The organism is Candidatus Eisenbacteria bacterium, assembly GCA_013140805.1.
Classification (GTDB): Bacteria; Eisenbacteria; RBG-16-71-46; order RBG-16-71-46; family RBG-16-71-46; genus JABFRW01.
This window is the reverse complement of the sequence record JABFRW010000026.1, coordinates 1-21893: the sequence shown is the minus strand read 5'-3', so window position 1 is coordinate 21893 and position 21893 is coordinate 1. Positions and strand designations below refer to the sequence as shown.

The following is a 21893-nucleotide window of genomic DNA, read 5'->3' as shown; positions in this document are numbered from 1 at the left end:
GCGAGTCTACCGCGCCCGCCGCCCCGCGGCCCAGTGCCCATCGTGGAACCAGGTCAGGTTCGAGTCCCGAACGGCCGGCAGTCCGGCCGGCCGCGCCGCGTGCTCGGCCGTGAAGCGCGGGTAGAGTGCGTCGTACTCGTCCGAGGTCATCCACAGCGCGGGGCGCCCGGTGGTCCAGGCGACGAAGTCCGGGCGATCCGAGAACAGGGGAGACACCCCGGTCGCCGGCACTTTCGCGAGCGCCGCCCGCTCGCTGGCGAGCAGATCGCGCGCGGCACGGGCTTCGGTCCGCGCCACGAGCAGGGTCGGAATCACGCCGGCGAACGCGAGCAGCACCACGACGGCCGGCCACCACCGTGCGATCCGAACCGTGGGGACGAACCACTCGACCAGCGCCCCGGCACCGATCGACGCCGCGATCGCGAACAGCGGGAGGAAGGTCACCAGGTAGAGAGGCTGCGGCACCGTGACCGTCATGAGCGCGACCGGGATCAAGGCGATGAACATCGCGGCGGACGCCAGTCGCCGATAGCCAGGTCTCGGCAGCCACGCGAACAGGCCGAAGCCCACCAGCCAGCCGGTCAGCACGCCCGGGGTCACGACCACGCGCTTGAGCGCACGTGGAAACGACTCGAGCCATTTGGGCGGCAACGCACCGAGGTTCGACTGCAGGAACGCCGGCCAGCGATCCGGAGTGAGCGCGAAGTCGCGCATCAGAGACGAGCCCGGAAACGCATGCGAAAATCCGACCACGGTGTAGCTCGAGAGATTGAAGAACGGTGATCCCACCACCGCGAAGTGATGCGCCCACCACGGCACCGCGCACACGAGGAATGCGGCTCCGAAGTGGAGCCACTGCCGTGGCGCGAGGCCCGCCGCCAGCGCCACCAATGGAGCGACCAGCATCAGCTCGGAACGCGTCAGGTAGCCGAGGCCGAGCGCCAGCCCCGCCGTGACGCCTCGCGGCTCGCGGCGCAGCAGCGCATCGAGTGCGATCGCCAGCGCGAGTGCGCCGACCACCACCGAGAAGCTGTGGTTCACCGCGTCCAATAGAATGGGCGAGAACGTCAGCAGCAGTACCGCCACCGCAGCGACGGTCGCGCCTGCAGCGCGCTGCAGCGTGCGAGCGGTGAAGTAGGCGGTGAGCCACGCCGCGGCGGCCGCGAGCCATGCGACGTGATCGATCGCACGCGCGCCGAACACCGCGACCATCGGCGTCAGGAGCAGCGGAAGCAGCGGGCCGTGCACCAGCACCGGGACCGTGAGCGTCGCCGGATCGCGCATCGCCCACAACGGCGGGTAGAGCATCGGCGTCCAGAACCCGTGCCCTGCGAGCAGTGCCCGCGCGATGAGGCCGTCTTCCCACAGGTCATCGAGCGGGTGGGGCGTGCCGGTGCGCAGCAGCGCAAGGTCGACGAGCCACCAGACGAGCGCCACGGCGAGTGCCAGCGCAACGCGTTTCGGAACCGCCTGCGCATCGGTCGGTCGAGCGCCGATGGCAGTCACGGTTTCGGGCGCGTCGGGGGACTCGGCCGGGGGCATGCCGCATGGTGGGGTGCGCGCCGCCGCGCGGTCAATGGCGGATCGCGCCGTGATATATTCGCGCCCCTTCAACGAGGCGCCTTCACCCGGGAATCGCCCATGAGCCTGGACTGGCACCGCCTGAAGGCGGTGGTGATCGAGAGCGATGACTGGGGCTTGAGCGCGTGGGCGCCTGATGATCAGGCGGCGCGCGTGCTCGCCGACACGCCGGTGTGGCGCTCGACGGCCGGGAAACACTACGGGCGCTCGACCCTCGAAAGCGCCGACGACGTGCGCACGCTGGCTCGCGAACTGCTCGAGATCCGAGGGGGCGACGGATTCCCGCCGGTACTCCAGGCCAACACCATCATGGCTGCCCCGGACTACGCGCGTCTCGAGCCGCCGCAGTTCGAGGTCGAGGAGCTGCCGCTCGTCACCTTTCCCGCCACACCCTCGCGCTGGTCGCGACCGGGGCTGTGGGACGCGATCGCGGAGGCGATCGCGCTCGGCGTGTGGTGGCCGGAGTTGCACGGGCTCCATCACCTTCCGGCGGCCGCGTGGCTCGCGGCGCTGCGCCGCGGCATCTCCGATGCGCGTCGCGCACACGAGCAGCAGTCGTGCGTCTGCGAGGCGGTTCAGGCCTCGAGCGAGTACGACCCGAGCGAGCCGCTCGAGTTGCGGCACCGCAATCTGGCCGCCGCCTTCGATCGATTCGAGCACCTGTTCGGTCGCGCGCCGCTCTCGATGTGCGCACCCGACTATCGCTGGGACGACGCGCTGGAACGCGACGCCGAAGCACGCGGGCTGCTCAACTTTCAGGGCCACGGAGAGCGCGAAGGGCGCACCGCGCCGCGACTGCAGCGCTTCTTCCGACGCATGCGTTTTCCGGACTGGAACGGGCGACGCTTCTATCTGCCGCCACGCATCGCGTTCGAGCCGCGCGGGCACGCGGCTCCGCCGGGACCCGCGGGCCGCGACGCCGCGCTGCGGGGCGCGAGCGATGCGTGGGGCCGTGGTCAGCCCGCGGTGGTGAGCACTCATCGCGCGAACTACGCGCATCTCGACCCCGAGTGGTCGACGAACGGCCGCTCCGCACTGGTCGATCTGGTGTCGAGACTCTCGGCGCTGGGAGCGACGTTTCTGGTCGACGCCGAAGTTCGGGCGCTGGCCGAACACGGGTGGAGCACGCGGCCGATCGGCGATCGCGCGGTACTGGTTCGCTACCACGCGGCGCCGCGCACCCCGATCCGGATCCCGGCGCCGTCGGGAGTGACCGGTGTGGTGCTCGGCGAGATCGTGGCGGTGGCGCATGCCGAGCTGTCGTTTGCCGACGGCGCCGCCGAGGTGCGGCTCGATCCGGGCGAGTACCTGCTCGAATGGCGGCGCGATTGAGCCGCCGCCGCTCGCATCCGGCGCCTCACGAGTTCTGGCGCTTCAACTGGCTCGCTCATCACAAGCGGCACGCGGCGCTCGCGCGGGTGCGGTCGCATGCGAGTGGCGTGCTCGTGGATCTGGGTTGTGGCGACATGCCGTTCGCTCCGCTGTTCGATGAGCGCGTGACGCGCTACATCGGCACCGACCTGCCGGGCTCGCCGGCGTTCGGCGCGCGTGGCCCCCACGTGTATGCGAGCGCCGCGGCTCTGCCGTTGCGCGCGGACTCGGCCGACACGCTGCTCGCGATGGCGCTGATGAGCTACCTGCCCGCCCCGGCGATCGCGCTCGATGAAGCGCGGCGTGTGCTGCGTCCGGGCGGCGTGCTGATCGCCGAGTGGGTGCAGATGTCGCCGCTGTGGCAACCGCCGCACGACTACTGGCGCTTCACGCGCTTCGGCGCCGAGCGTCTGCTGGTCGAGGCCGGCTTCGAAGTGGTGCAGGTCGAGACCTACGGCGGATTGATGGCGCGCGTCGGGCTGTCATGGATCGCGGCGATCAATCGAATCAATCGCGGTCCGCTGCGTCCGCTCACCGAGATCCCGGCCCGCATTCTGTACGCGGCCATTCAGCTGAGCTTCGAGGGACTCGATCGACTGTGCTTCGATGCGGCCGAGCCGCTCGCTCACCTGATCGTGGCGCGCAAGCGGAGCGGGTGCTAGCCTCGCGCCCCGTGAATCCACACCCGACTGCTTCCGCGCCTCCGCCGGTCGTGCGGCTGCTTCCGCACCTGGTCGACTTCGCAGCCAACCACTATGGCGACGCTCCGTTCCTGCTGAGGCACACGCCACAGGGCTGGAGTGGGCTGTCGTTCAACGGGTTCGCGCGATCCGTTCATGCATTCGCTGCACTCCTCGAGAGTGCTGGGATCGGGCCGGGGACGCGAGTCGGCCTGCAGGCCGAGAACCGACCCGAGTGGCCGATCGCCTACATGGCGGTTCTCGAAGCCGGCGCGGTGGTGGTACCGATCGACGTGCTGCTTCAGCCGCGAGAGGTCGGAGAAATCCTCGAGACCGCGGGTGCAACGCATGTGATCACGAGCGCACGTCAGCGCGACGAGCTGCAGGCGATCCGAGACACGCGGTTGCCGGCGCTCGAACTGATCTCGCTCGATCCGCGCGACGGGGACCCGCTCACGCTGCCGGTTGCGCTCGCGCGCTTCGCGACTGCCACGGCGCGCACCTCGCCGGCCGAGCCCGGTGATCTCGCGGTCCTGATCTTCACATCGGGTACTACCGGCCAGGCCAAGGGCGTGATGCTTTCGCACTCGAACCTGCTTCACAACGTCGAAGCGGTCGCGCGCACCTTCGTGTTCGGGCCCGGAGATCGCTTCCTCTCGGTGCTGCCGCTCCATCACACCTTCGAGAGCACCGGCGGCATGCTGTGTCCGATGCGCGTCGGTGCGAGCGTCGCCTACGCGCGCGGACTCAAGTCGAACGAGCTGCGCGAGGACATCCGGTCGTCGGGAACGACGCTGTTCATCGGCGTGCCGCTGCTCTACGAGAAGCTGCTGGCGGGCATCCACCGCGCGATCGACGATGCGCCGCTGCCGCGCCGGCTGCTCGCGCGCACGTTGCTCGGAGTCACGCGGCTGGTGCGGCTCACGACCGGAGCGCGGATCGGGTGGAAGCTGCTCGCGCCGCTGCGCGAGAAGGCCGGACTCGGCAAGTTGCGCATGTACGTGTCGGGCGCCTCGCCGCTGCCGACCGAGGTGTTCTGGGGATTTGCCGACTTTGGCTGGCCGCTGCTCGAAGGCTACGGGCTCACCGAGACTTCACCGGTGGTGGTGGCGAATCGTCCGCCGCGGCCGCTGCCGGGTGCGGTCGGCTGGCCGTTACCGGGCATCGAGCTGAGGATCGTCAATCCCGATGAGTCCGGCGACGGAGAGATCGCGGTGCGTGGTCCCAACGTGATGATCGGGTACTACCGCCAGCCCGAGATGACCGCCGAGGTCCTGAGAGACGGCTGGTTCTTTACCGGCGATCTCGGACATCTCACTGCGGATGGTCGACTCAAGATCACCGGGCGGCTCAAGAACATGATCGCGACCGCCGCGGGCAAGAAGATCTATCCCGAAGAAGTCGAAGCGGTGCTCGCGAACTGCCCCTACATTCTCGAGGTGGTGGTGGCGGGAGGGCGCGACGCGCGCGGCGACCGCGAAGAAGTGCACGCCTACATCCATCCGGACCGCCAGGCGCTCGAGGGACTGGCGCGGCTGCAGAATCGCGTCTGCGACGACGCCTTCATCGACGCAGTGCTCAAACGCGAAGTCGATGCGCGCGGACAGGAGCTCGCCGCCTACAAGCGGGTCAAGCGGCTGTACCTGCGCCACGACGAGTTCCCCAAGACGACCACCGGGAAGATCAAGCGCCCGGGACTCACGGCTGACGCCCCCGGCACCCGCGTGATCGCCACGGTCACCGCGGTGGCCTGAGCCGAATCGTCGCGCTACCTGGAGACGGCCGGGGCCGACTTGGGTTCGTTCAGGTAGACGACGTCGCGATCGCCACGCATCACGAAGCGATGGCGTTGCGTCATGGGTCCGGCCGTCACACGCCCGCCGCGCCAGATCATCTCGCCCATGCGGCCTTCCCACTGCCAGATCAGCTCGAAGTCGGAGTCGCGATTGACGCGAAACGGCAGCTTCACGACCTCGGTCGACTTGATCGACTCGCGCACCAGTGTCTGACCGTCGACGATCAGCCGCACGCGCTGCAGGCCCTCGCCGGTCAGGTTCTCGATCATCGCTTCGTGCGAATCCTTGCGCTCGAAGACCGTGCCGTAGTTCTTCCAGCCGTACCAGGCGGCTGCGACGAACAACGCAAAGATGATGAGCCGCTTCATGGTTCCCTCCGGTGGACGTTCCGCATCCTGCGGAACCGTGAGTCGCCGCGACGCGTGATCCTAGTCCGCTCCGCGGCGCCCTCCAAGCCCGATCCCGAGGTCAGACCGGGCTGGTGCACGCTCGACACCTGGACGCGTCGACCGCAATCGACTCCTTGCAGGCGGGGCAGACCTTGGTCGGAGCGGCTGCTGCCGCCGGCGGATCCGGCTTGATGAGCGCCCTGCCGATCATGAACACGACGAACGCAATGATCACGAAGTCGACCACCGAGCCGAGCAGCGGTCCGACGCCCAGTGCCGCGGCCGCCGAGCCGTCGGGATTCGCCTTGAGCACCACCTTGGTCTCGCGCCACGCGCCGCCCGGCAGTGCCAGCCCGATCAACGGCATGAGGATGTTGTCGACCAGGCTGCCGACCACCTTGCCGACCGCGCCACCGATGATCACGCCGATTGCGAGCGCGAGCGCGTTGCTCTTGGTGAGGAAGGATCGGAATTCGTTGAGCATGCGGACCTCCTGAGAAGGGGCGCGAGCGGGGAACGCTCGTCGGTTCGAAAGCTAGGCGATAGGCGGTGGCGCTTGCAACCCGTCGCCCTTCACGTCGAGTGAGCGGAAGCGCAGATAGAACCAGGTGGCGCCGACCAGGTAGAGGCACGCAGTCACGTAGAACGGCTTGTCATAGCCGAAGCGCTCGATCAGGAAACCGGCCGCGGTCGCGCTCGCGGCCCAGCCCGCGTTCCACATCAGATTGATGAGACTGGTGGCGCGCGCGCGCAGATTGATCGGGAGTGCTTCCATCACGAACGCCGAGAACAGCGGCGTGGTCGCTTGCATCAGCGTCGCCCGGATCAGGAACGCGGCGACCGCGTAGGACAGGTGCTTCTCGAAGCCGAGCGTGACCAGAAACGGCAACGACAGCAGCTGACACGCATAAGCGGTCTTGAGGCGTCCGAACGACCGCGCGACTGCCGGTGCGGCCAGCGACGCGAGTGCCGTGATGACCTGCGCGATCGAGAAGAACGTGCCGATCTGAGCGCTCGAACACTGGAATCGATTCGCGAAGTAGAGGTTCATGAACGGGATCACGAGGCCCGCGCCGATCCCGATCATGGTCGCGTAGGCGGCGATCGCGATCATCCGGCGACCCGCCTCGCCCGAGGCCGCGCCGCGCTCCGCCACCATCGGTGGCTCGGGGGCCATCGCGAGCATCGCGAGCGGCAGGATCGCGCACGCTTCGATCACGGCTCCGAACACCAGCGTCACGCGATAGGCGGAGAAGATGTCGTGGCTCGGCCACAGCGGCAGGCTCATGAGCACGTTCGGCAGCCAGCCACCCACCATGCTGCCGAGCACCGCGGCGAGCAGCTCCGAGGCGAAGAACGCGCTGAACAGGTGCGTGCGCTCGCGCGGAGAGGAGTGCTCGGTGATGAACGGCGCGGCCGAGATCGCGATCATCGATTGCGCCAGTCCGGCCACGAAGCTCGCGGCGAGCACCGGTGTGTGCGCGGTCATGAGCGCGCGCGCCCCGAGCGCGATGGCGTCGAGGACGGTGCCCGCGACGATCGCGCGCCTGCGACCCCAGCGTTCCGCGAGCCACGCCGACGGCACCGCGCCGAGGGCGACGCCGAGGCCGTTGAGCGCGATCGCTCGTCCGATCTCGCCTTCGGTCCACTGGGCCTGCACCAGGTACAGATTAAACAACACCTGGTGCACGCCGAAGCCGGCGAAGCTCAGGAAGATGGTGGCGAGAAAGCGTCGCGCGGGCGGAGTGAAGGCGAGTGCCGCCTCACGGAAGTCGCGGATTGCCGCGACGACGGGCTTCAAGCGGGGCTCAGGCGGTCGTGCGCGAGGCTTCGTCGTCCTCGTCGTCGGGGCGCACCTTGATGAGCGGCTCGAAGGCGGCCGGCGTCATCGAGATGATCACGCGCGCCATGGTGTCGCCGCTGTTCTCGACCCCGTGCGGAGTGCGGCCGTCGAAGTGACAGGTGTCACCGGTTCCGAGCTCCACGATGTGCGGTCCGTACGCGAGTCGCACGCGACCCTCGACCACGAACAGGATTTCCTCGCCGTGATGGAAGTGACGCTTCTCGCCGGCCGAGAGCCCCGGCGGCAGCTCCGCCATGATGAGTTCCAGGTTGCGCTTGGGTTGTGCCGAAAGCAGCTCGACCCTGGAGGTATTGCCGCCGACCCGCAGCTGCGGTCGTTCGTTTGCGCGCACCACATGCGGGGCATGCTCGTCGTCGACGACCAGGTAGGCGATCGAGGTCGCGAGTGCTTTCGCCAGTTCGCGCAGCGAGGTCAGCGAGGGGTGCGCATGACCGTTCTCGACCTGACTCACGAAGCCCTTCGAGAGTCCGGTCGCATCGGCGAGCTGCTGAATCGTCAGGCTCTTGCGCTGGCGCAGATCGCGGAGCTTGGCACCGAGGGACATGACGCACACCTTCACGAGGGGAGAGGGGCGCGGAATCCATGGGATTCCCGCCCGTTCGGCCGGAAACGAACATCGGGCGCGTGGAACTGTAGCACGGATTCGCGCCCGGACTCGGCAGCCGGGCGGAAACGCCGCGAGGCTGCGACGCGCGAACAGCAGCAGCGGAAGTGCGGCCGCGAGCGCCAGAGCCACGTAGGCCGCATGCCTCATCACGATGGTGCTCGAAGGGCGCGTGCCAAACCGATGACGCGGCCGTTTACACCGAAGAGCTGACAGCCCCGCGCCTGGAACGGAAGGGCTATCGGATTACGACGACGCGCGATTTCGCTACGTCCGTGCCCTGACGCAGGCGTAGCCAGTACACGCCAGCATCAAGCCGCCCGCCATCGACGAGTCGAACATGCTGGTTGCCGGGCGTGGGTTTGCTGAGCGACGTTGAGGCCACGCTGCGTCCGGCAATGTCGAAAAGCTCGATCTCGGCGCGGTCAGCAGATGCCAACGAGAAGTGCACGTTGACATCGCCGATGACCGGATTGGGGCGGACGCCAGCAAGAGCAAAGCGGTGGGTTGCCGGTACCGCGACCCACGCTTCGGCGGTGAAGTCCCGGGCTTCACCGATCACGTAGCCGAGCCGGTACGCGTAGCGAGTCCCGGCGACTACGTCGTGATCCTCGAAACTGACCCGATCGGACGAGCCTGTCCTGATTTCTGTGTAAGCCCCATCCCGGTCACGCGGGCAGTCGTCCTTCGAACATGATGGCGAACTGATTCAGGGCGAGATTCCAGTACTGCGGCTGGCGCGTCCACTTCTTTTCCCTATTCCGGATCGCCAGGTAGAGCAGCTTGAACGCGGCCTCGTCGTTCGGGAAGTGCCCGCGGGCCTTCGTCACCTTGCGCAGCGAGAAGTTCAGCGACTCGATGGCATTGGTGGTGTAGAGGATCCTCCGCACGTCTTTGGCGAACGCGAAGTAGGGTCGCACCCGCTCCCAGTTGGAACGCCACGACTGCGCGACCATCGGATAGCGCTCGCCCCACTTCTTCTCGAACTCGGCCAGTGCGGCGAGTGCCGCCTCCTCGGTCTCGGCCGCGTACACCCGGCGCAGGTCGCCGATCAGGGCCTTGCGATTGACCCACGCCACGAACCGCGTCGAGCTGCGGATCAGGTGCACGATGCAGGTCTGCACGATGGTCTGCGGGAACACCGCCTCGATCGCCTGCGGGAAGCCCTTCAGGCCGTCGCAGCAGATCACGAACACGTCGGCGACCCCGCGGTTCTTGAGCTCGGTGACCACCTTGAGCCAGAACTTCGCCCCCTCGTTGGGCTCCATCCACAGTCCCAGCACTTCCTTCTTGCCCTCGAGGCTGATCCCCATTGCGAGGTAGACGTGCTTGTTCTGCACCACACCCTGATCGCGCACCTTCAGCACCAGCGCGTCCAGGTAGATGATCGGCCAGATCGGATCGAGCGGTCGCGCCTGCCACTTCGCCACCTCGTCCACCACCGCGTCGGTCACGGTCGAGATCAGGGTCGGCGAGATCTCGGTGCCGTAGATCTCGCTCAGGTGCGCCTGGATGTCGCGCACGCTCATCCCGCGCGCGTACATCGACAGGATCTTGTCGTCGAAGCCAGTGAACCGCCGCTGATGCTTCTTCACCAGCTGCGGCTCGAACGTGCCGTTGCGATCGCGCGGCACTTCGATCGGCACGTCGCCTTGATCGGTCGTCAGCGTCTTCGGGCTCGTGCCATTGCGCGCATTGCCGGTCGTCGACGGGGCACCGGGCTCGTGGCCCAGGTGGTCCGTCAGTTCGGCACCCAGTGCGCGTTCGACCAGCGCACCCGTGAGCTGCTTGAGCAGCCCGTCGGGGCCGGTGAAGTCCTCGGGCCCTCGGTAGTCAGCCAGCAGCTCGTCCAGGAGCTCCTTGCGAATCCTGCGCTTCATGGTGTCCCTTCCTTTCCGGGAAGAGACTACCTGCGTCACGCGGTCAGGCGCTTACACAAAATCCCGTACAGGCTCGCGCCACCAGCCTGGGGACCTTCGGCCGGTGTACCCGTCGACGCGCTCGCGCTTCTGCCCGCCACGCACGATAGCCCTCACGTCGACCATCCGCCGCAACTTCGCGCGACACGGTCGATGGCGATCGGCCCAGTCGAACGGCGATCCCGCGGCACGACTCGCCAACGCGCAGCCCACGAGAGATCTCCTCGCGCTCGGCGAGCGATAGCCGCAGCGCCGATCGGGCTGTCGACCTGGGCTTCATTCCCCCGGTCTTCGCCAGCAACCGCTGCACGGACTTGGACGAGCATCCAACCACCCTGGCAGCAGCCTGGTAAGTCTCGCCTGCCCGCACGAGGCGCAGTAGCTCCAAACGCTCAGCGGGTGCCAACCGATGCGATGGACCGGATCCCTGACCCATGCGGCGCCCTCCCCATGACGGCGTAGACTATGGTCGAATCGCCGTGCATGGTGCGGGGACACCTTGAGGCCGCCGGGTCAACTCCAGTCGCATCAAGTTGTCGTGGGCGGCCAGCTATCTCGACGTCGACCCGCTGTTCGGTATCCTCGACTACCGCGTGTGGCGCTCCGTGCCCGAGTCCATGCTACGCGACGGCGCGCTGATGCTGCGCCGCGGCGTCACGTCCGATGCCGACGAGGCGGCCGACACGGGGCGGCTGCTTCTGGCACCTGCCGCCACTCAGGACTACGCGTAGGAGTTCATCGGCAGAGCGCCGGCCGCCGTGTCGCCGCTCTACAGCCTCGTCGTGAGCACCGAGTCGGACTCGACGCCCGGGTCGAACCCGCTCACTGCGTTCCGCATCGAGGCCCGCGCGTCCAGATCGTAGTCTGCCGACCGCTGGTTCTCAGCCGCGGACAGCGGCTATTCGGTCGACGACCTCGCACCCGCCGTGCCCGCACCGTTCACGGGGTTCTTTGTCGGCGGTGTCACGCGGTTCGCCTGGAACCCCAACCACGAGGCCGACCTGCTCGGCTATCGCCGCTACCGTGGCTTGAGCGCGACGTTCACGCCTGGCCCGACCGACCTCGTGGTCTCACCCGCCGACACGGGCATCATCGACCCGGCGGGTGCACCCTGCATCTTTCACCCGCCGTCACCGGCGTGGCGCCCGAGTCGACCGAGGCTTGCGTGCGGCTATCACGCGCCGAAATCGAGAGCGCTGCGAACGCGACTGCGATCAGCGCAGCGCGCCGCGCGATAAGCGAAACGTGTCGCATCGCAGGCTGTTCGCTGGTCCTTGCGCGAGGTGGATGGAAGTCGATGCTCCGACGGGCGCCGTTCGGCAGGTGCGTTTCGGTGCGGAGACGGGTTTCCATTGCCATGAGCGCCAGGGAAGAGACCCAGGGCTGGAAGGGTCGCCCACAGGGGCCGGGGTTGATCGCCAGGACCGACGTGGGTCTCCATCATCAGCATCGCTTACGATGGGGCCTCGGAGCGCGGGCGGGAGGTGCTCGCCGCGCGTCCGGAATACTCGTCGATCGGCCCCGCACCCATTGCCGCATGCCCGAATCCCTGCCGGACACCACGATCGAGCTTCTGAATCGCGCCCGCGCCGGAGAGGCGGCGGCGCGTAATCGGTTGTTTGCGCGCTATGCACCCGTGCTCTCGCGGTGGGCGCATCGACGTTTGCCGCTCGCGGCGCGCGACCTCAACGAAACGCAGGATCTGGTGCAGGTCACGCTGATGCGGGCGTTCGGCCGCCTGGAGGCGTTCGAATACCGCGGGCCGGGGGCGTTTCTCGGATACCTGCGACACATTCTTCTCAACGTGATTCGCAACGAGCTTCGGCGCGTGTCGTCGCGCCCCCAACACGCCGAGCTGTCCGACTCGCTCCCGCAGGCCGGTCCCTCGGTGGTCGAGCAAGTCGCGGGGCGCGAAGTGCTGGCACGCTACGAGCGAGGACTCGAAGCACTGAATCCCGAGGCGCGCGAGGCCGTGATCCTGCGAGTGGAATTGCACTTGCCATTCGCGGAGATCGCGGAGCTACTTCAGAAGCCGTCCGAGAACGCGGCGCGCATGGCGGTCTCCCGCGCACTTGTGTCGCTCGCGGAAGCCATGAAGGAGCCGAAACCATGACCGAACGCGACAACTCACAGCTCGACGAGGTTGCCGCGCGTGTGGCCGAGGGCGAAGCGATCGACTGGGACGAGACGACGCGACGTCTCACCGATCGGAGTGGCACCCTGATGGAGTTGCACGCGATCGCGGCGGTGATGCGTGCGCACGGCACCGAATCCGCGGCGCCCCGCGCGACGCCCGACGTTTCGGCGCCGGTCATCACCGCGGCTGCGACGCCAGTCTTCACCTGGGGTGGACTCGAAGTCCGTGAATTGCTCGGGGCCGGCGGATTCGGCGAGGTCTATCGCGCCTACGATCCGGAATTGGGTCGCGAGGTGGCGCTCAAGCTTCAGCGGGGCGAGTGGAGCCCCACGGTTCAGGCGCGCTGGCTCGCCGAAGCGAGGAGCCTGGCGCGCGTTCAAGATCGCCACGTGCTTACGATCCACGGCGCCGATCACCACGACGGTCGCGCGGGACTCTGGACCGAGCTGGTCGAGGGCACGACGCTCGAGTCGTGGATCGGGCGCAATGGCGTGCTGAGTGCTCGCGAGGCCACGCTCGCCGGGCTCGCACTGTGTGAGGCGCTTGCCGCGGTTCACGCGGCGGGGCTCGTGCACGGCGACGTGAAGACGCGAAACGTGATGCGGCGCTCGAGCGGCGCGAATGCGGGCGATCTCGTGCTTATGGATTTTGGCGCGGCGCACGTGGCGGTTGCATCGGACCGTCTCGCAGCGCGCACGTCTGAGAGCACGCCGTTTGCCGCCGCCCCGGAATTGCTCGAAGGCGGCGCGGCGAGCGTGCAATCCGATCTCTATGCACTCGGCGTGTTGTTGTTCCGCCTCGCGACGCTACGCCACCCGCATGAAGCCTCGTCGCTCGAAGCGCTCAAGGCAAGCCACGAGCTGGGCCGCGGGCTTCGTTTGAGAAACCTGCGGCCGGACCTGCCGCGAGAATTCGTGGCGACGGTCGAGCGACTGCTCGAGCGCGATCCCTCGCGCCGTTTCGCGACCGCCGCCGAACTGGAATCCGCCCTCGGTGAAACGCTGAGGGCCGCCTCGCCGCGGCGCGCCGTGGACCCAGGTCGAGCACGGGGGTGGCGCATTGCGGCGGTGCTGGTCGTGCTCTTGGGCGCAGGACTGCTGGCGCGGCTCGCAGGGTGGCCTTCGCGGGACTCGAGCGCGCGGACACCGCGCTCGGGCGATGCGCCCCGTTCAATCACGACGAACTCGCAGGGCGGAAGTGATGCGACGACTCCGGGCGTCGCGACCACGACGGTGGAGGGTCGTGAGGCTCCCAATACACCGGCAACGCCCAAACCGGCTGTCGCTCGTGCCGCGCTCCAAGGCACGTCCACGCTATGGCGATTGCGGGATGGTGAAGTTCTCCCGATCACCGATGGTTCACGACTGGCTCCGGGAGATCGCCTGTGGCTCGACTACTCGGGCACCGAGGCTGCACACGTCTATGTGCTCGACGAAGACTCTGCGGACGAGATGTACGTACTGTATCCGTGCGGCGGGTCGGGCCTCACGAATCCGCTTCCCGCGGGAACCACGCATCACCTTCCGGGAACCCGCAGTGCCGCGCCGCTTCGATGGGTCGTCACGAGTGCGTCGGGCGAGGAAACATTTCTCGTGGTTGCCGGGCGGCAGCCCATTCCTGCGCTCGAAGACGTAGTCGCCACGCTGCCGCCGGTGTCGGATGACCGCGAAGTCGAGTACGCCCGATTGCCGCCGGATATGCTGCAGCGCATGCGCGGCGTGGCAGGGCTCGAACGCGAGGCATCGCCCGCTCCGCCGCACAAGGGGTCCCGTCTGGCGACGCTCGCCGCGATGCTCAAAGGCCCTGAGGCGCGTCCCGACTTGTGGGTGAGGCTCATTCGGACCCAGAATCCGGGGCCATGAGTCTCCGCGCTGCACTGACTGCAACCTCGTTCGCGGTTGTCATCCTCGCATTCGCACCGACTTCCGAGGCGTTCGCACGAGCGTCGGCCGCTCCGTCACGCGCGGCGGCGGCTCCCTCTCTCGAGTCATGGGTCAGACGACTGCGTGCGGAATGCGAGGCCGAGAACTATGCGGTGCTCGATAGCCTCGGGTTCGCCGGGCTCGCCGCGCTCGAAGCACACCCGCCGGCATCAGCCCCCCTGCGAGCCGAGCTGTTGGGCGAGGTCATAGAATCGTTGCTGCAGGGTTCCATGGCGCGCGAAGACTCCGTCGTCCAACTCGCCAAACGCGCAGTGGCCGAAGCGCAGGCGCTCGATTCGCAAACGGGGAGTGCCGCAATCGTCAACGCCGCGCTGCGAGCAGCTCGTGCCTACTCGATTCGCTCGAATGCGGGCGATCGCGACTCGTGCTACGCGATGTTAGCGCGCGCTCGAGCACAACTCTCGGCCCGCACTCATCGACCAAACGAAGACGTCGATATCCTGGGGCTCGAGTTGTGGGCGCATCTCTATCTGGATGATTTCCGTGACGTGCTGCGCCTCGCAGCAATCGCCGATTCGTTGTGCGGGGTGGCGGGTCGCTGCGAACCAGTGACCCGATTTCGTATCGAAGTCGCACGCGCACGGGCATTGATGGGAAACGGTCAGTTCGCGAGCGCGCGCGCGTCACTCGAGCTCGCCACGCGCATTCGCGACGCCGGCGGCATCCGAGCCGAAGAGTCGATGCTCCTGGAGAACCAACAGGCATCGCTCGAAGCGTTCAGCGGATCGAACGATCGAGCACTCGAACACATTCGCCGTGCGCTGGCCGAGGCCTCCCGACTGCCCCCCTTGCGTTTCCGGGCGATCAGCACGGTGCGACAAGCCGCCTCGATTCACTCGAGCGCTGGGCGATTCTTCGAGAGCGTCCAATACGCGCGCGAAGCCTATGATCGCGTGAGGACGCTTCTGGGCGAGGAGAGCGCAACGGCCGCGGCCACGCGACTCTCACTCGGCGAGTCGCTTGGTCATCTGGGGGACTACCAGACCGGACTCGCCGAGATTCGAGCAGCGCTCGGCACGATCGAGCGCGTGCAGCCAAACGCACGCGGTCAGCGGGCACTCGCGTTGGGCATGCTGAGTCAGACGGAGCTGCGGCTCGGAATGGCTGAAGAGGCGCTGAACCACGCGCGCGAGGCGGCTCGCCTGAGGTCGGAGCTGATGGGCCTCAACCACTACTTCGTGGCGCACACGCTCGGAATCGTCGCGAGCGCGCTGCGTCAGTTGGAGCGAGATGAAGAAGCTCGCGACACGCTGCTGCGAGTGGTCGAGATCGAGCAACGGCAGGGTGTGTCGAGCCAGCTCACGAGGGGCCTGGCTCAGCTCTCGGAGACCGAGATGGCACTTGGGAACGCGACGCGAGCGCTCGATCTCGCGGATCGCGCGACCGCGATCGCGGACACACTCCACGGCAACGGAAGCGTGCGCTACGGGGAAGTCGCCGCATCACGCGTCGCACCGCTGCTTGCGGTCGGCCGAGAGCCGGAAGCGGTCGCCGTGGCACTGGGTGTGAGCGGCGCTGAACGGGAGCAGGTGCGGCTTGCGAGCCACGCGTTGAGCGAGCGCGAAGCGCTCGCGACCGAATCGGGGCGATCATGGGGATACGAGTACGTGATGCTCGCCGCCACGCACCCCGGGCTCGAGGAGTCTGCGGTGCGAAGACTGTGGAACGAAGTGTGCCTCGCGCGTTCTCTCGTATTTCGCGAACGATCGATCCAACGTGCCGGATCTCGAGAAGCTTCTCGATCACGCTTGCGCGCGCGCACCGATTCGTCGCGCGCGGCGTTGGCCGCACGGCTCTTGCAGAGGCCGGAAGGCGTGTCGGACTCCGTGTGGCAGGCCGACCTGCTCGCACGCCGGGCGCGGGTCGAACAACTCGAGCGCGGACTTCGAGCGAGCGAAGGCAGCGAGGGCCGTGGCACCGGTCCGAGCGGTCTCGACTTTTCGACTGCGATTCCAGCAGGGTCGGCGCTGATTTCGTTCGTGCGCTTCCACGACACGCGATTGCGGGGAGCGGCAACCGATGAACGTGTCGGCGTGCTCCGATACGCGGCATTCGTCGCACGCGATGGGCGTGTGCGGGTGTTTCTGTTGTCGCGCGCGGACGCGTTGGAACCTGCGATTGCCCGCTTTGCAGCGCTCGCGTTCGCCCCACCTGCGGGCGACGACGCCCGGCGCCGCGAGGCGCAGCAGCAAGTGGTTGCCGCAGGCGTCGCAGTGCGAAAACAGATCTGGGACCCGCTCGCGCTCGCGCTCGAAGGGGCTCAGCGCATCTTTGTGGTCCCCGATGGCGCGACTGCCGCCGTCGATCTCATGACACTCCCGCTCGATGACGGGCGATTTCTGGCGGAAAGCGGCCAGGCGTTCGAACGGTTTACCACCGAACACGACCTGACTGCGCCGAGCGGCGCCAGCCCAAGTGCAACATTGCTGGTCGTGGGTGCCCCGGACTTCGAGGCCGGCTCGAAACGCAGACCCGCTGCTCAGGAGCAGGTCGCCGCACATGAAGGCGCGCGAGGTGTGCCCGAGCTGTGGGCGTTGCCCGAGTCCAAGATCGAGGCCGATACCGTGTTCGCGATGTGGCGCGCAGGCTCGAAATCACATCGGCCAGACCTGCTGCTCACCGGAGCCGATGCCGGCGAACGCGCGGTTCGCTCGGCACTCGAGCATTGCACCATGCTCCATTTCGCGACGCACGCGTATCGGGTGGGTGAAGCGGCAAGTCCCCGCGGCAACGACATGAGCTTCCGCGGCGTTGGAGGCTGGGAGGTGGCGGACGGGGCGTCGAAACGGCGCGTGCAGCGTTTCGACATGCGCGTGGTCGGACTCGCGCTCGCGGGTGCCCGAAACTTGGACGAGCCAGCACCACCCGAGAGCGATGGCTGGCTCACGGACGAAGAAGTCTCGAGTCTCGACCTGAACGCGGTCGACTGTGCGGTGCTTTCCGCCTGTCATACGGGAGTCTTCGACGCGGGTCAGACGGAGAGCGTGCAGGGTCTCTATCGCGCGTTCCGCCTTGCGGGCTGTCGCCGCGTCGTCATGAGCCTCGGCCCTGTGAATGACGAGGCGGCGCGCAAGTGGATCGTCGAGTTCTATCGCGCTCGGCTCGCCGGCGGGTCGGTGGCTTCCGCGGCGCGCGATGCCAGCCTTTCGCGGCTTCGTGAACTGCGCCAGGCAGGTCTGCTGCCCCATCCCTCGCAGTGGGCGGTTTTCGTGGCAGCGGGAGCCCGCGAGTAGCGCACGACTCGTGTGCGATTTTGGCCAGGGTCGGGTTTCTGTTCGTGCGCCCCCGGAGTTGGGGCCGCTTCTCCGACCTGAAACGCCAAACAGGAGGTACCCATGTCCGCCCGCCCGGACCGACGGTCTTCGAGTGCGAGCCCCCTCAGAGCCGCGAACACAACTTCGAGATTCGCTTCACTCGCTTTGATCGCGCTGGCCACGACGCTCTCGATCGTGCCCCGCGCCGCGCGGGCCGATGACGCGGCACCCGATTTCAGCCCGATCGGAAACTCGGTCACGAATCGCTGGAGCTACGGTTTCGCGTCGGTACCCGGGGGCGCATTCTCTCTGCTCCCCAACGCGGTTACCGATGGGTTTGGACGCAAGGGCTGGGTGTCCCCGGCGAACGGAGCCGCAGTCTATCGGAACGTGAATGGGTTCGCGGTGAATCTCGGCAGTGGGCTGATCGTGCCGCATGGCGCTCTCACGCTGGAAGCCGGCCCGACCGGTGCCTTCACGGTGCTTCGCTGGCGAGCACCACGCAGTGGTACGGCCACCGTCTCTGCGCGATTCATTCGCCTGGCGCCTAACGAACAAGAGCCGACGCAGGTCGGCATCTACTTCAATGGGACGAAGGTCTACAGCCGCTGGCTCACGCGCGATGTCTCACCGGTGGCTTCAGTCGCAGCCTCGCTCACGGTGAACCTGACGGATGCGGTGGAGTTCGTGGTCGGCGATGGTGACGGTAACAATGCTCGCGACATCATTCAGGTGGATGCGACCGTGAACATGGAACCGAACGTGCTCCCCACGGGGCCGGTGATCACGTTTGCGGGCCAGCGCTTCGTCGCGTGCAGCGGCGACACCGCGTTCGAGTCGATGGCGTTCGACCCGGTCAATCGTCGCCTGGTGAGCAACGAGATCTTGCGCGATCTCTGCGGCACCGCGCTGTCGCCTGGTCCCACCGACGCTCCCGGACTGACGTGGGATCTGCGCACGCAGACCTACTGGCAGGTCACGAGTACGCGGGTGGTACGCCAGTGGAGTGCCGCCGGCGTGCTGATCGGCGATCTGTTCACGATTCCGCAGATCTTCACCGTGCCGGGTTGGGGCCCAGACACGCTCGACAGCGTCCGCGGCATCGCGGTCGACTCGAATTTCGTTTATGTCGTCGATTCCGGGCCGGCCGGGAGCGAGGGCGAGATTTACGCCAACGAGTGGTTCAAGTTCACGCGCACCGGCACGCCTGTGAAGTCCTCGAAGCTCACGAACTTCCACGCCAACCTCGACCTCAATCCCGATGCGGTGGCAGACGACATAGTCTACGTGCCGTTCTCGAATCCATTCCTCAAGGGCAAGCTCATCATCGCGCTCGAGCACAGCGGGATGCAGGTGATCGATACCGATGGCAATTTCGTCTCGAAGTTCCGCTGGACTGATCCGGGGGTGCCGGCGGACATCAAGATCTTCGGATTCGCGGGACTCTCGATCGATCCGTTGACGGGCAACCTCTACTTAGTAGAGAACGCAGGCGCTCGCACGCAATTGTGGACGCGTATTCCGACCACCTCGGCAACCTACTATGCCATCGGTACGGGCGGCGGACCGCCGCGTCTTCAGCTGCCGGCGACCGGGTGCAATCGGCCGCTGTGGGAGTCCATGCCGAGCGATGCGAGTTTCGTATTTGGGTGCACCTATCGAGGCGCGAACCAGTCGGTGTACGGGCTCGACTTCGGCAGCTCGCAGCTCTATCGATTCCACGCGCTGTCGGGGATTGGCGGCCGCGCCACGATCACCGGGGCCTTCAACAGCTGGGCATGCGCCTACGACACGGAGCGCGACGTGCTCTATGGCGCCATCGAGATCAGCGGCACCCAGGCGCGCCTCGTGGCGATTGACCCGAATTCAGGCGCCGTGGATCCGCGCCCGTCACGGGTGGGATTCGGTGTGACCGATCTGGCGTTCAACTCGACGGACAAGAACCTCTATGGTGCATCCGGCGTTCAATTGATCCGCATCGATCGCGACACCGGTGTGGGCACGCTCGTGGGACCCACTCCAGCCGTCACGGGAATCGACTTCGATCCGGGAACCAATCGCTTGATCGGGATCCAGAATTCGGGGCCCGCCGGAAGCGCGACGATGTGGAGCATCAATCCGGCGACCGGCGCGGGGACCACGATCACGACGGTGCCGAAGAACATCGCGTGGGAGGGGCTCGCGGTGGTGCCGCTGCCGGCGCAGGGCGCCGTCGCGGTGGAGTCCGAAGCCACACCTCCGCCCTCGCCGTTCCTGTCCGCGGCGCCGAATCCTTCGCGCGGACCCGTCACGCTTCAGTTCGCGCTGCCGCGAGACGCGAACGTCTCGGCGGGCGTTTTCGATGTCGAGGGTCGGCGTATTCGTGCAATTGAAACGGGCCGTCGTGCCGCAGGGCGGAACTCGTTGAGCTGGGATGGACGTGATGACAACGGCCGCTCAGTCACCAGTGGGGTGTACTTCGCTCGAGTCGAGTACGGCTCGCAGACGCTGATCAGCCGGATCGTTCGCATCGAGTGACGAGTCCCGCGGGAGCGAGGTTCGTGGCGGGCCGCAGGACTGGATTCCCCTGCGGCCCGCTTCGATTTCGCTGAACGATCGTGCGAGTGCAGTAGCGAAGCCGTCGAGCGAACGCGAGAGACCGTTCGCGCAACCCACGGCCCCCCCGGGCCCGTTGTCGGCCTGATCGAGGGCGACTCGATCCAGGTGGCCTCGCTTGGGGGTTTACGCTGGGGGAGGCGTTTCCCGAGTCGGCGTTCCTGGAATTGATCACCGCGCTGGACCCGCCGATTGCAGCGCCGTCGCTTGAACGGGCGCTGCGTGTCGCCGCAGCAACGCGCTCAGTTCGCCCGGCTTCGTGCAGCCGTCCGCTTCCTTCAAGATCTGCACCTGCTCGGCGGCCGCAAACCGCCGCCGCGCCGCCTTCGCTACCACCTCGGTCTGCGCCGCCATCCGCGGGACCTCCAGGCTCGTCGACATCTCTGTTTCCCGACTCGCCCTCTACACTGAACTTCCAGGGTTCGGTGTCTCACGCACGTTGGCAGAGAGGGGAGTTCGCGGCCCTCAGCGGATCCGGCTCACCCGCATCCACTCCACCCGGTCGAATGTCCCCTTGGGCTCACCGGACGGGGCACCCTCGCGAAGGGGCTCGAGTTCGACAGCGTCGGCGGGTTCGCGCAATTCCGGCGTGGCGATTCCGTCCACGATCACCGGGCGATCACGCATCGCTTCCGCGGCGAATCTGCGCCACCCATCGACCGCGAACCCGGCATAGCGCCGGGACTTCTCCTGGCGCTCGAGCAACAGCACGTCGGGCCGCACACCGTGCACCTGCTGCACGTAGAGCAGGATCGTGAAGCGCTCCCAGCGTGCGAACACCACGGCGCCGCGCGGAAACGCCGCGAGGCTGCGACGCGCGAACTCGGTCACCTCGCGGCTCGTGGAGCGGGCCCGGAACTCTTGCACCTGAATCGCGAACAGCAGCAACGGCAGCCCGGTCGCGATCGCCACCGCTGCGCGGCCCATCGCGGGACCACGCAATCGAGCGCGGACCACGACCTCGTGAACACCGCATCCGATCGCGATCGCCAGGACCACGTACGCCGCATGCGTCATCAGGTCGTAGTCCTGGTAGGGGTGAAACGTGAAGTAGGCCAGCCCCAGCAACAACCACAGCGCCAGCGGGCCCAGCAATCGTTCACGCCTCAGCGTCACACCACCCGCTGCCGCGAGCAGCAGTCCGACGCCGAGCAGGTTTCGCGCGACCCGTGCGGCGTGCTCGGCCACGCGGTGCAGGTAGAACTGCGGATCGGTTGGCGGATGCGTGGTGTACTGACTCGCGCTCAGGAATCGCAGTAGATCCGCGAACCCGACCGGCGCGAATTCCGTTCCGAGCGGCGGGTGAATCCGGGCGCGTGTGAGGTTCCACATCACCCAGACCAGCGCACCCAGCAGAGTGGGGATCAGAAATCGCACCACGCCGGCGCGCCGGTCGACAGTCGCGCGATTCGCGAGCCACACCACCGCCGGCAGAACCAGCAGATTCGGAAGGTAGCTGCCGAGCGCGAGCGCGTAGGCGATTCCCGCCAGGGCCGGGCGCCCCCGAAGGAGCAGGAACAAGGTGAGCGAGAGGCAGCAGGCACTCAACGCGTAGAGCTCGGTCACGACCGCCATGCTCCAGATCGGCGGCAGGAACGCGAAGCTCCACGCCGCCAGCACGCCGGGAGTTCGCCGACCGGTCAGCCCATGAACCGACAGCCCCACGAGTGCCGATGCGATCGCAACCAATCTGTTCTCGGCACTGTGCACCGCGATCGCAGGCTCGGGCCCGAACCGTGCCAGCACGCCCGCGAGCAGTG

At 67.4% G+C, this 21893-nt stretch carries 18 protein-coding genes; 8 read left to right on the top strand and 10 right to left on the bottom strand.

Annotated features, from left to right (window positions below):
* Positions 1-6: 6 nt before the first annotated feature.
* Positions 7-1506 (bottom strand): hypothetical protein, encoded by a 1500-nt coding sequence (locus tag HOP12_02665; protein NOT33052.1) that lies wholly within the window; start codon positions 1504-1506, stop codon positions 7-9.
* A 135-nt stretch (positions 1507-1641) separates the two neighbouring features.
* Between HOP12_02665 and HOP12_02660 the strand changes: the two genes are divergently transcribed.
* The 3 genes from HOP12_02660 to HOP12_02650 are packed head-to-tail and all read left to right on the top strand — an operon-like array spanning position 1642 to position 5386.
* A complete protein-coding gene (locus HOP12_02660; GenBank protein ID NOT33051.1) occupies positions 1642-2913 on the top strand; it encodes a hypothetical protein in 1272 nt (423 codons plus the stop codon).
* Positions 2898-3614 carry a methyltransferase domain-containing protein gene (locus HOP12_02655; protein ID NOT33050.1) on the top strand — a complete coding sequence of 239 codons (717 nt, stop codon included), beginning with the start codon at positions 2898-2900 and terminating at the stop codon, positions 3612-3614. Before HOP12_02660 ends, HOP12_02655 begins: the two co-directional genes overlap by 16 nt.
* Before the next feature lie 11 nt (positions 3615-3625).
* Positions 3626-5386: an AMP-binding protein gene (locus HOP12_02650; protein NOT33049.1), complete on the top strand. Its 1761-nt coding sequence runs from the start codon at positions 3626-3628 to the stop codon at positions 5384-5386.
* Positions 5387-5400: 14 nt separating this feature from the next.
* On the opposite strand, the gene HOP12_02645 is transcribed toward HOP12_02650, so the two are convergent.
* The 7 genes from HOP12_02645 to HOP12_02615 form a co-directional block, all read right to left on the bottom strand.
* Entirely contained in the window at positions 5401-5796 is a 396-nt protein-coding gene (locus HOP12_02645; GenBank protein NOT33048.1) for a hypothetical protein, read from the bottom strand.
* 100 nt (positions 5797-5896) lie between these two features.
* Entirely contained in the window at positions 5897-6301 is a 405-nt protein-coding gene (gene mscL, locus HOP12_02640; protein ID NOT33047.1) for a large conductance mechanosensitive channel protein MscL, read from the bottom strand.
* A gap of 51 nt (positions 6302-6352) precedes the next feature.
* Complete coding sequence (locus HOP12_02635; protein NOT33046.1) at positions 6353-7618, bottom strand: MFS transporter; 1266 nt, start codon at positions 7616-7618, stop codon at positions 6353-6355.
* A gap of 7 nt (positions 7619-7625) precedes the next feature.
* Positions 7626-8225 (bottom strand): helix-turn-helix transcriptional regulator, encoded by a 600-nt coding sequence (locus HOP12_02630; GenBank protein NOT33045.1) that lies wholly within the window; start codon positions 8223-8225, stop codon positions 7626-7628.
* A gap of 298 nt (positions 8226-8523) precedes the next feature.
* Positions 8524-8847 (bottom strand): T9SS type A sorting domain-containing protein, encoded by a 324-nt coding sequence (locus HOP12_02625; protein NOT33044.1) that lies wholly within the window; start codon positions 8845-8847, stop codon positions 8524-8526.
* 106 nt (positions 8848-8953) lie between these two features.
* Entirely contained in the window at positions 8954-10165 is a 1212-nt protein-coding gene (locus HOP12_02620; protein NOT33043.1) for an IS256 family transposase, read from the bottom strand.
* A gap of 43 nt (positions 10166-10208) precedes the next feature.
* On the bottom strand, positions 10209-10640 hold the full coding sequence (locus HOP12_02615; GenBank protein ID NOT33042.1) for a helix-turn-helix domain-containing protein: 432 nt from the start codon (positions 10638-10640) through the stop codon (positions 10209-10211).
* Between the two features lie 97 nt (positions 10641-10737).
* Between HOP12_02615 and HOP12_02610 the strand changes: the two genes are divergently transcribed.
* The 5 genes from HOP12_02610 (at position 10738) to HOP12_02590 (ending at position 20055) form a co-directional block, all read left to right on the top strand.
* Complete coding sequence (locus tag HOP12_02610; protein NOT33041.1) at positions 10738-10935, top strand: hypothetical protein; 198 nt, start codon at positions 10738-10740, stop codon at positions 10933-10935.
* An 806-nt stretch (positions 10936-11741) separates the two neighbouring features.
* The gene (locus HOP12_02605) at positions 11742-12317 is read left to right on the top strand and encodes a sigma-70 family RNA polymerase sigma factor (protein ID NOT33040.1); all 576 of its coding nucleotides are present in this window, start codon (positions 11742-11744) and stop codon (positions 12315-12317) included.
* Positions 12314-14203 (top strand): protein kinase, encoded by a 1890-nt coding sequence (locus tag HOP12_02600; GenBank protein ID NOT33039.1) that lies wholly within the window; start codon positions 12314-12316, stop codon positions 14201-14203. Before HOP12_02605 ends, HOP12_02600 begins: the two co-directional genes overlap by 4 nt.
* Before the next feature lie 173 nt (positions 14204-14376).
* Entirely contained in the window at positions 14377-17517 is a 3141-nt protein-coding gene (locus HOP12_02595; GenBank protein ID NOT33038.1) for a CHAT domain-containing protein, read from the top strand.
* A gap of 186 nt (positions 17518-17703) precedes the next feature.
* Positions 17704-20055 carry a T9SS type A sorting domain-containing protein gene (locus HOP12_02590; protein ID NOT33037.1) on the top strand — a complete coding sequence of 784 codons (2352 nt, stop codon included), beginning with the start codon at positions 17704-17706 and terminating at the stop codon, positions 20053-20055.
* 249 nt (positions 20056-20304) lie between these two features.
* Here the strand turns inward: HOP12_02590 and HOP12_02585 are convergent, their stop codons facing one another.
* Positions 20305-20487, bottom strand: coding sequence for a hypothetical protein (locus tag HOP12_02585; protein ID NOT33036.1), 183 nt, complete (start codon positions 20485-20487; stop codon positions 20305-20307).
* 111 nt (positions 20488-20598) lie between these two features.
* The coding region (locus HOP12_02580) for a hypothetical protein (GenBank protein ID NOT33035.1) at positions 20599-21893 on the bottom strand (1295 nt) is incomplete at its 5' end.

Bases quoted from the DNA above. Each gene is read 5' to 3' on its own strand.
- HOP12_02660 (NOT33051.1), top strand. From the start codon at position 1,642: ATGAGCCTGGACTGGCACCGCCTGAAGGCGGTGGTGATCGAGAGCGAT.
- HOP12_02655 (NOT33050.1), top strand. From the start codon at position 2,898: ATGGCGGCGCGATTGAGCCGCCGCCGCTCGCATCCGGCGCCTCACGAG.
- HOP12_02645 (NOT33048.1), bottom strand. From the start codon at position 5,796: ATGAAGCGGCTCATCATCTTTGCGTTGTTCGTCGCAGCCGCCTGGTAC.
- mscL (NOT33047.1), bottom strand. From the start codon at position 6,301: ATGCTCAACGAATTCCGATCCTTCCTCACCAAGAGCAACGCGCTCGCG.
- HOP12_02630 (NOT33045.1), bottom strand. From the start codon at position 8,225: ATGTCCCTCGGTGCCAAGCTCCGCGATCTGCGCCAGCGCAAGAGCCTG.
- HOP12_02620 (NOT33043.1), bottom strand. From the start codon at position 10,165: ATGAAGCGCAGGATTCGCAAGGAGCTCCTGGACGAGCTGCTGGCTGAC.
- HOP12_02615 (NOT33042.1), bottom strand. From the start codon at position 10,640: ATGGGTCAGGGATCCGGTCCATCGCATCGGTTGGCACCCGCTGAGCGT.
- HOP12_02605 (NOT33040.1), top strand. From the start codon at position 11,742: ATGCCCGAATCCCTGCCGGACACCACGATCGAGCTTCTGAATCGCGCC.
- HOP12_02600 (NOT33039.1), top strand. From the start codon at position 12,314: ATGACCGAACGCGACAACTCACAGCTCGACGAGGTTGCCGCGCGTGTG.
- HOP12_02585 (NOT33036.1), bottom strand. From the start codon at position 20,487: ATGGCGGCGCAGACCGAGGTGGTAGCGAAGGCGGCGCGGCGGCGGTTT.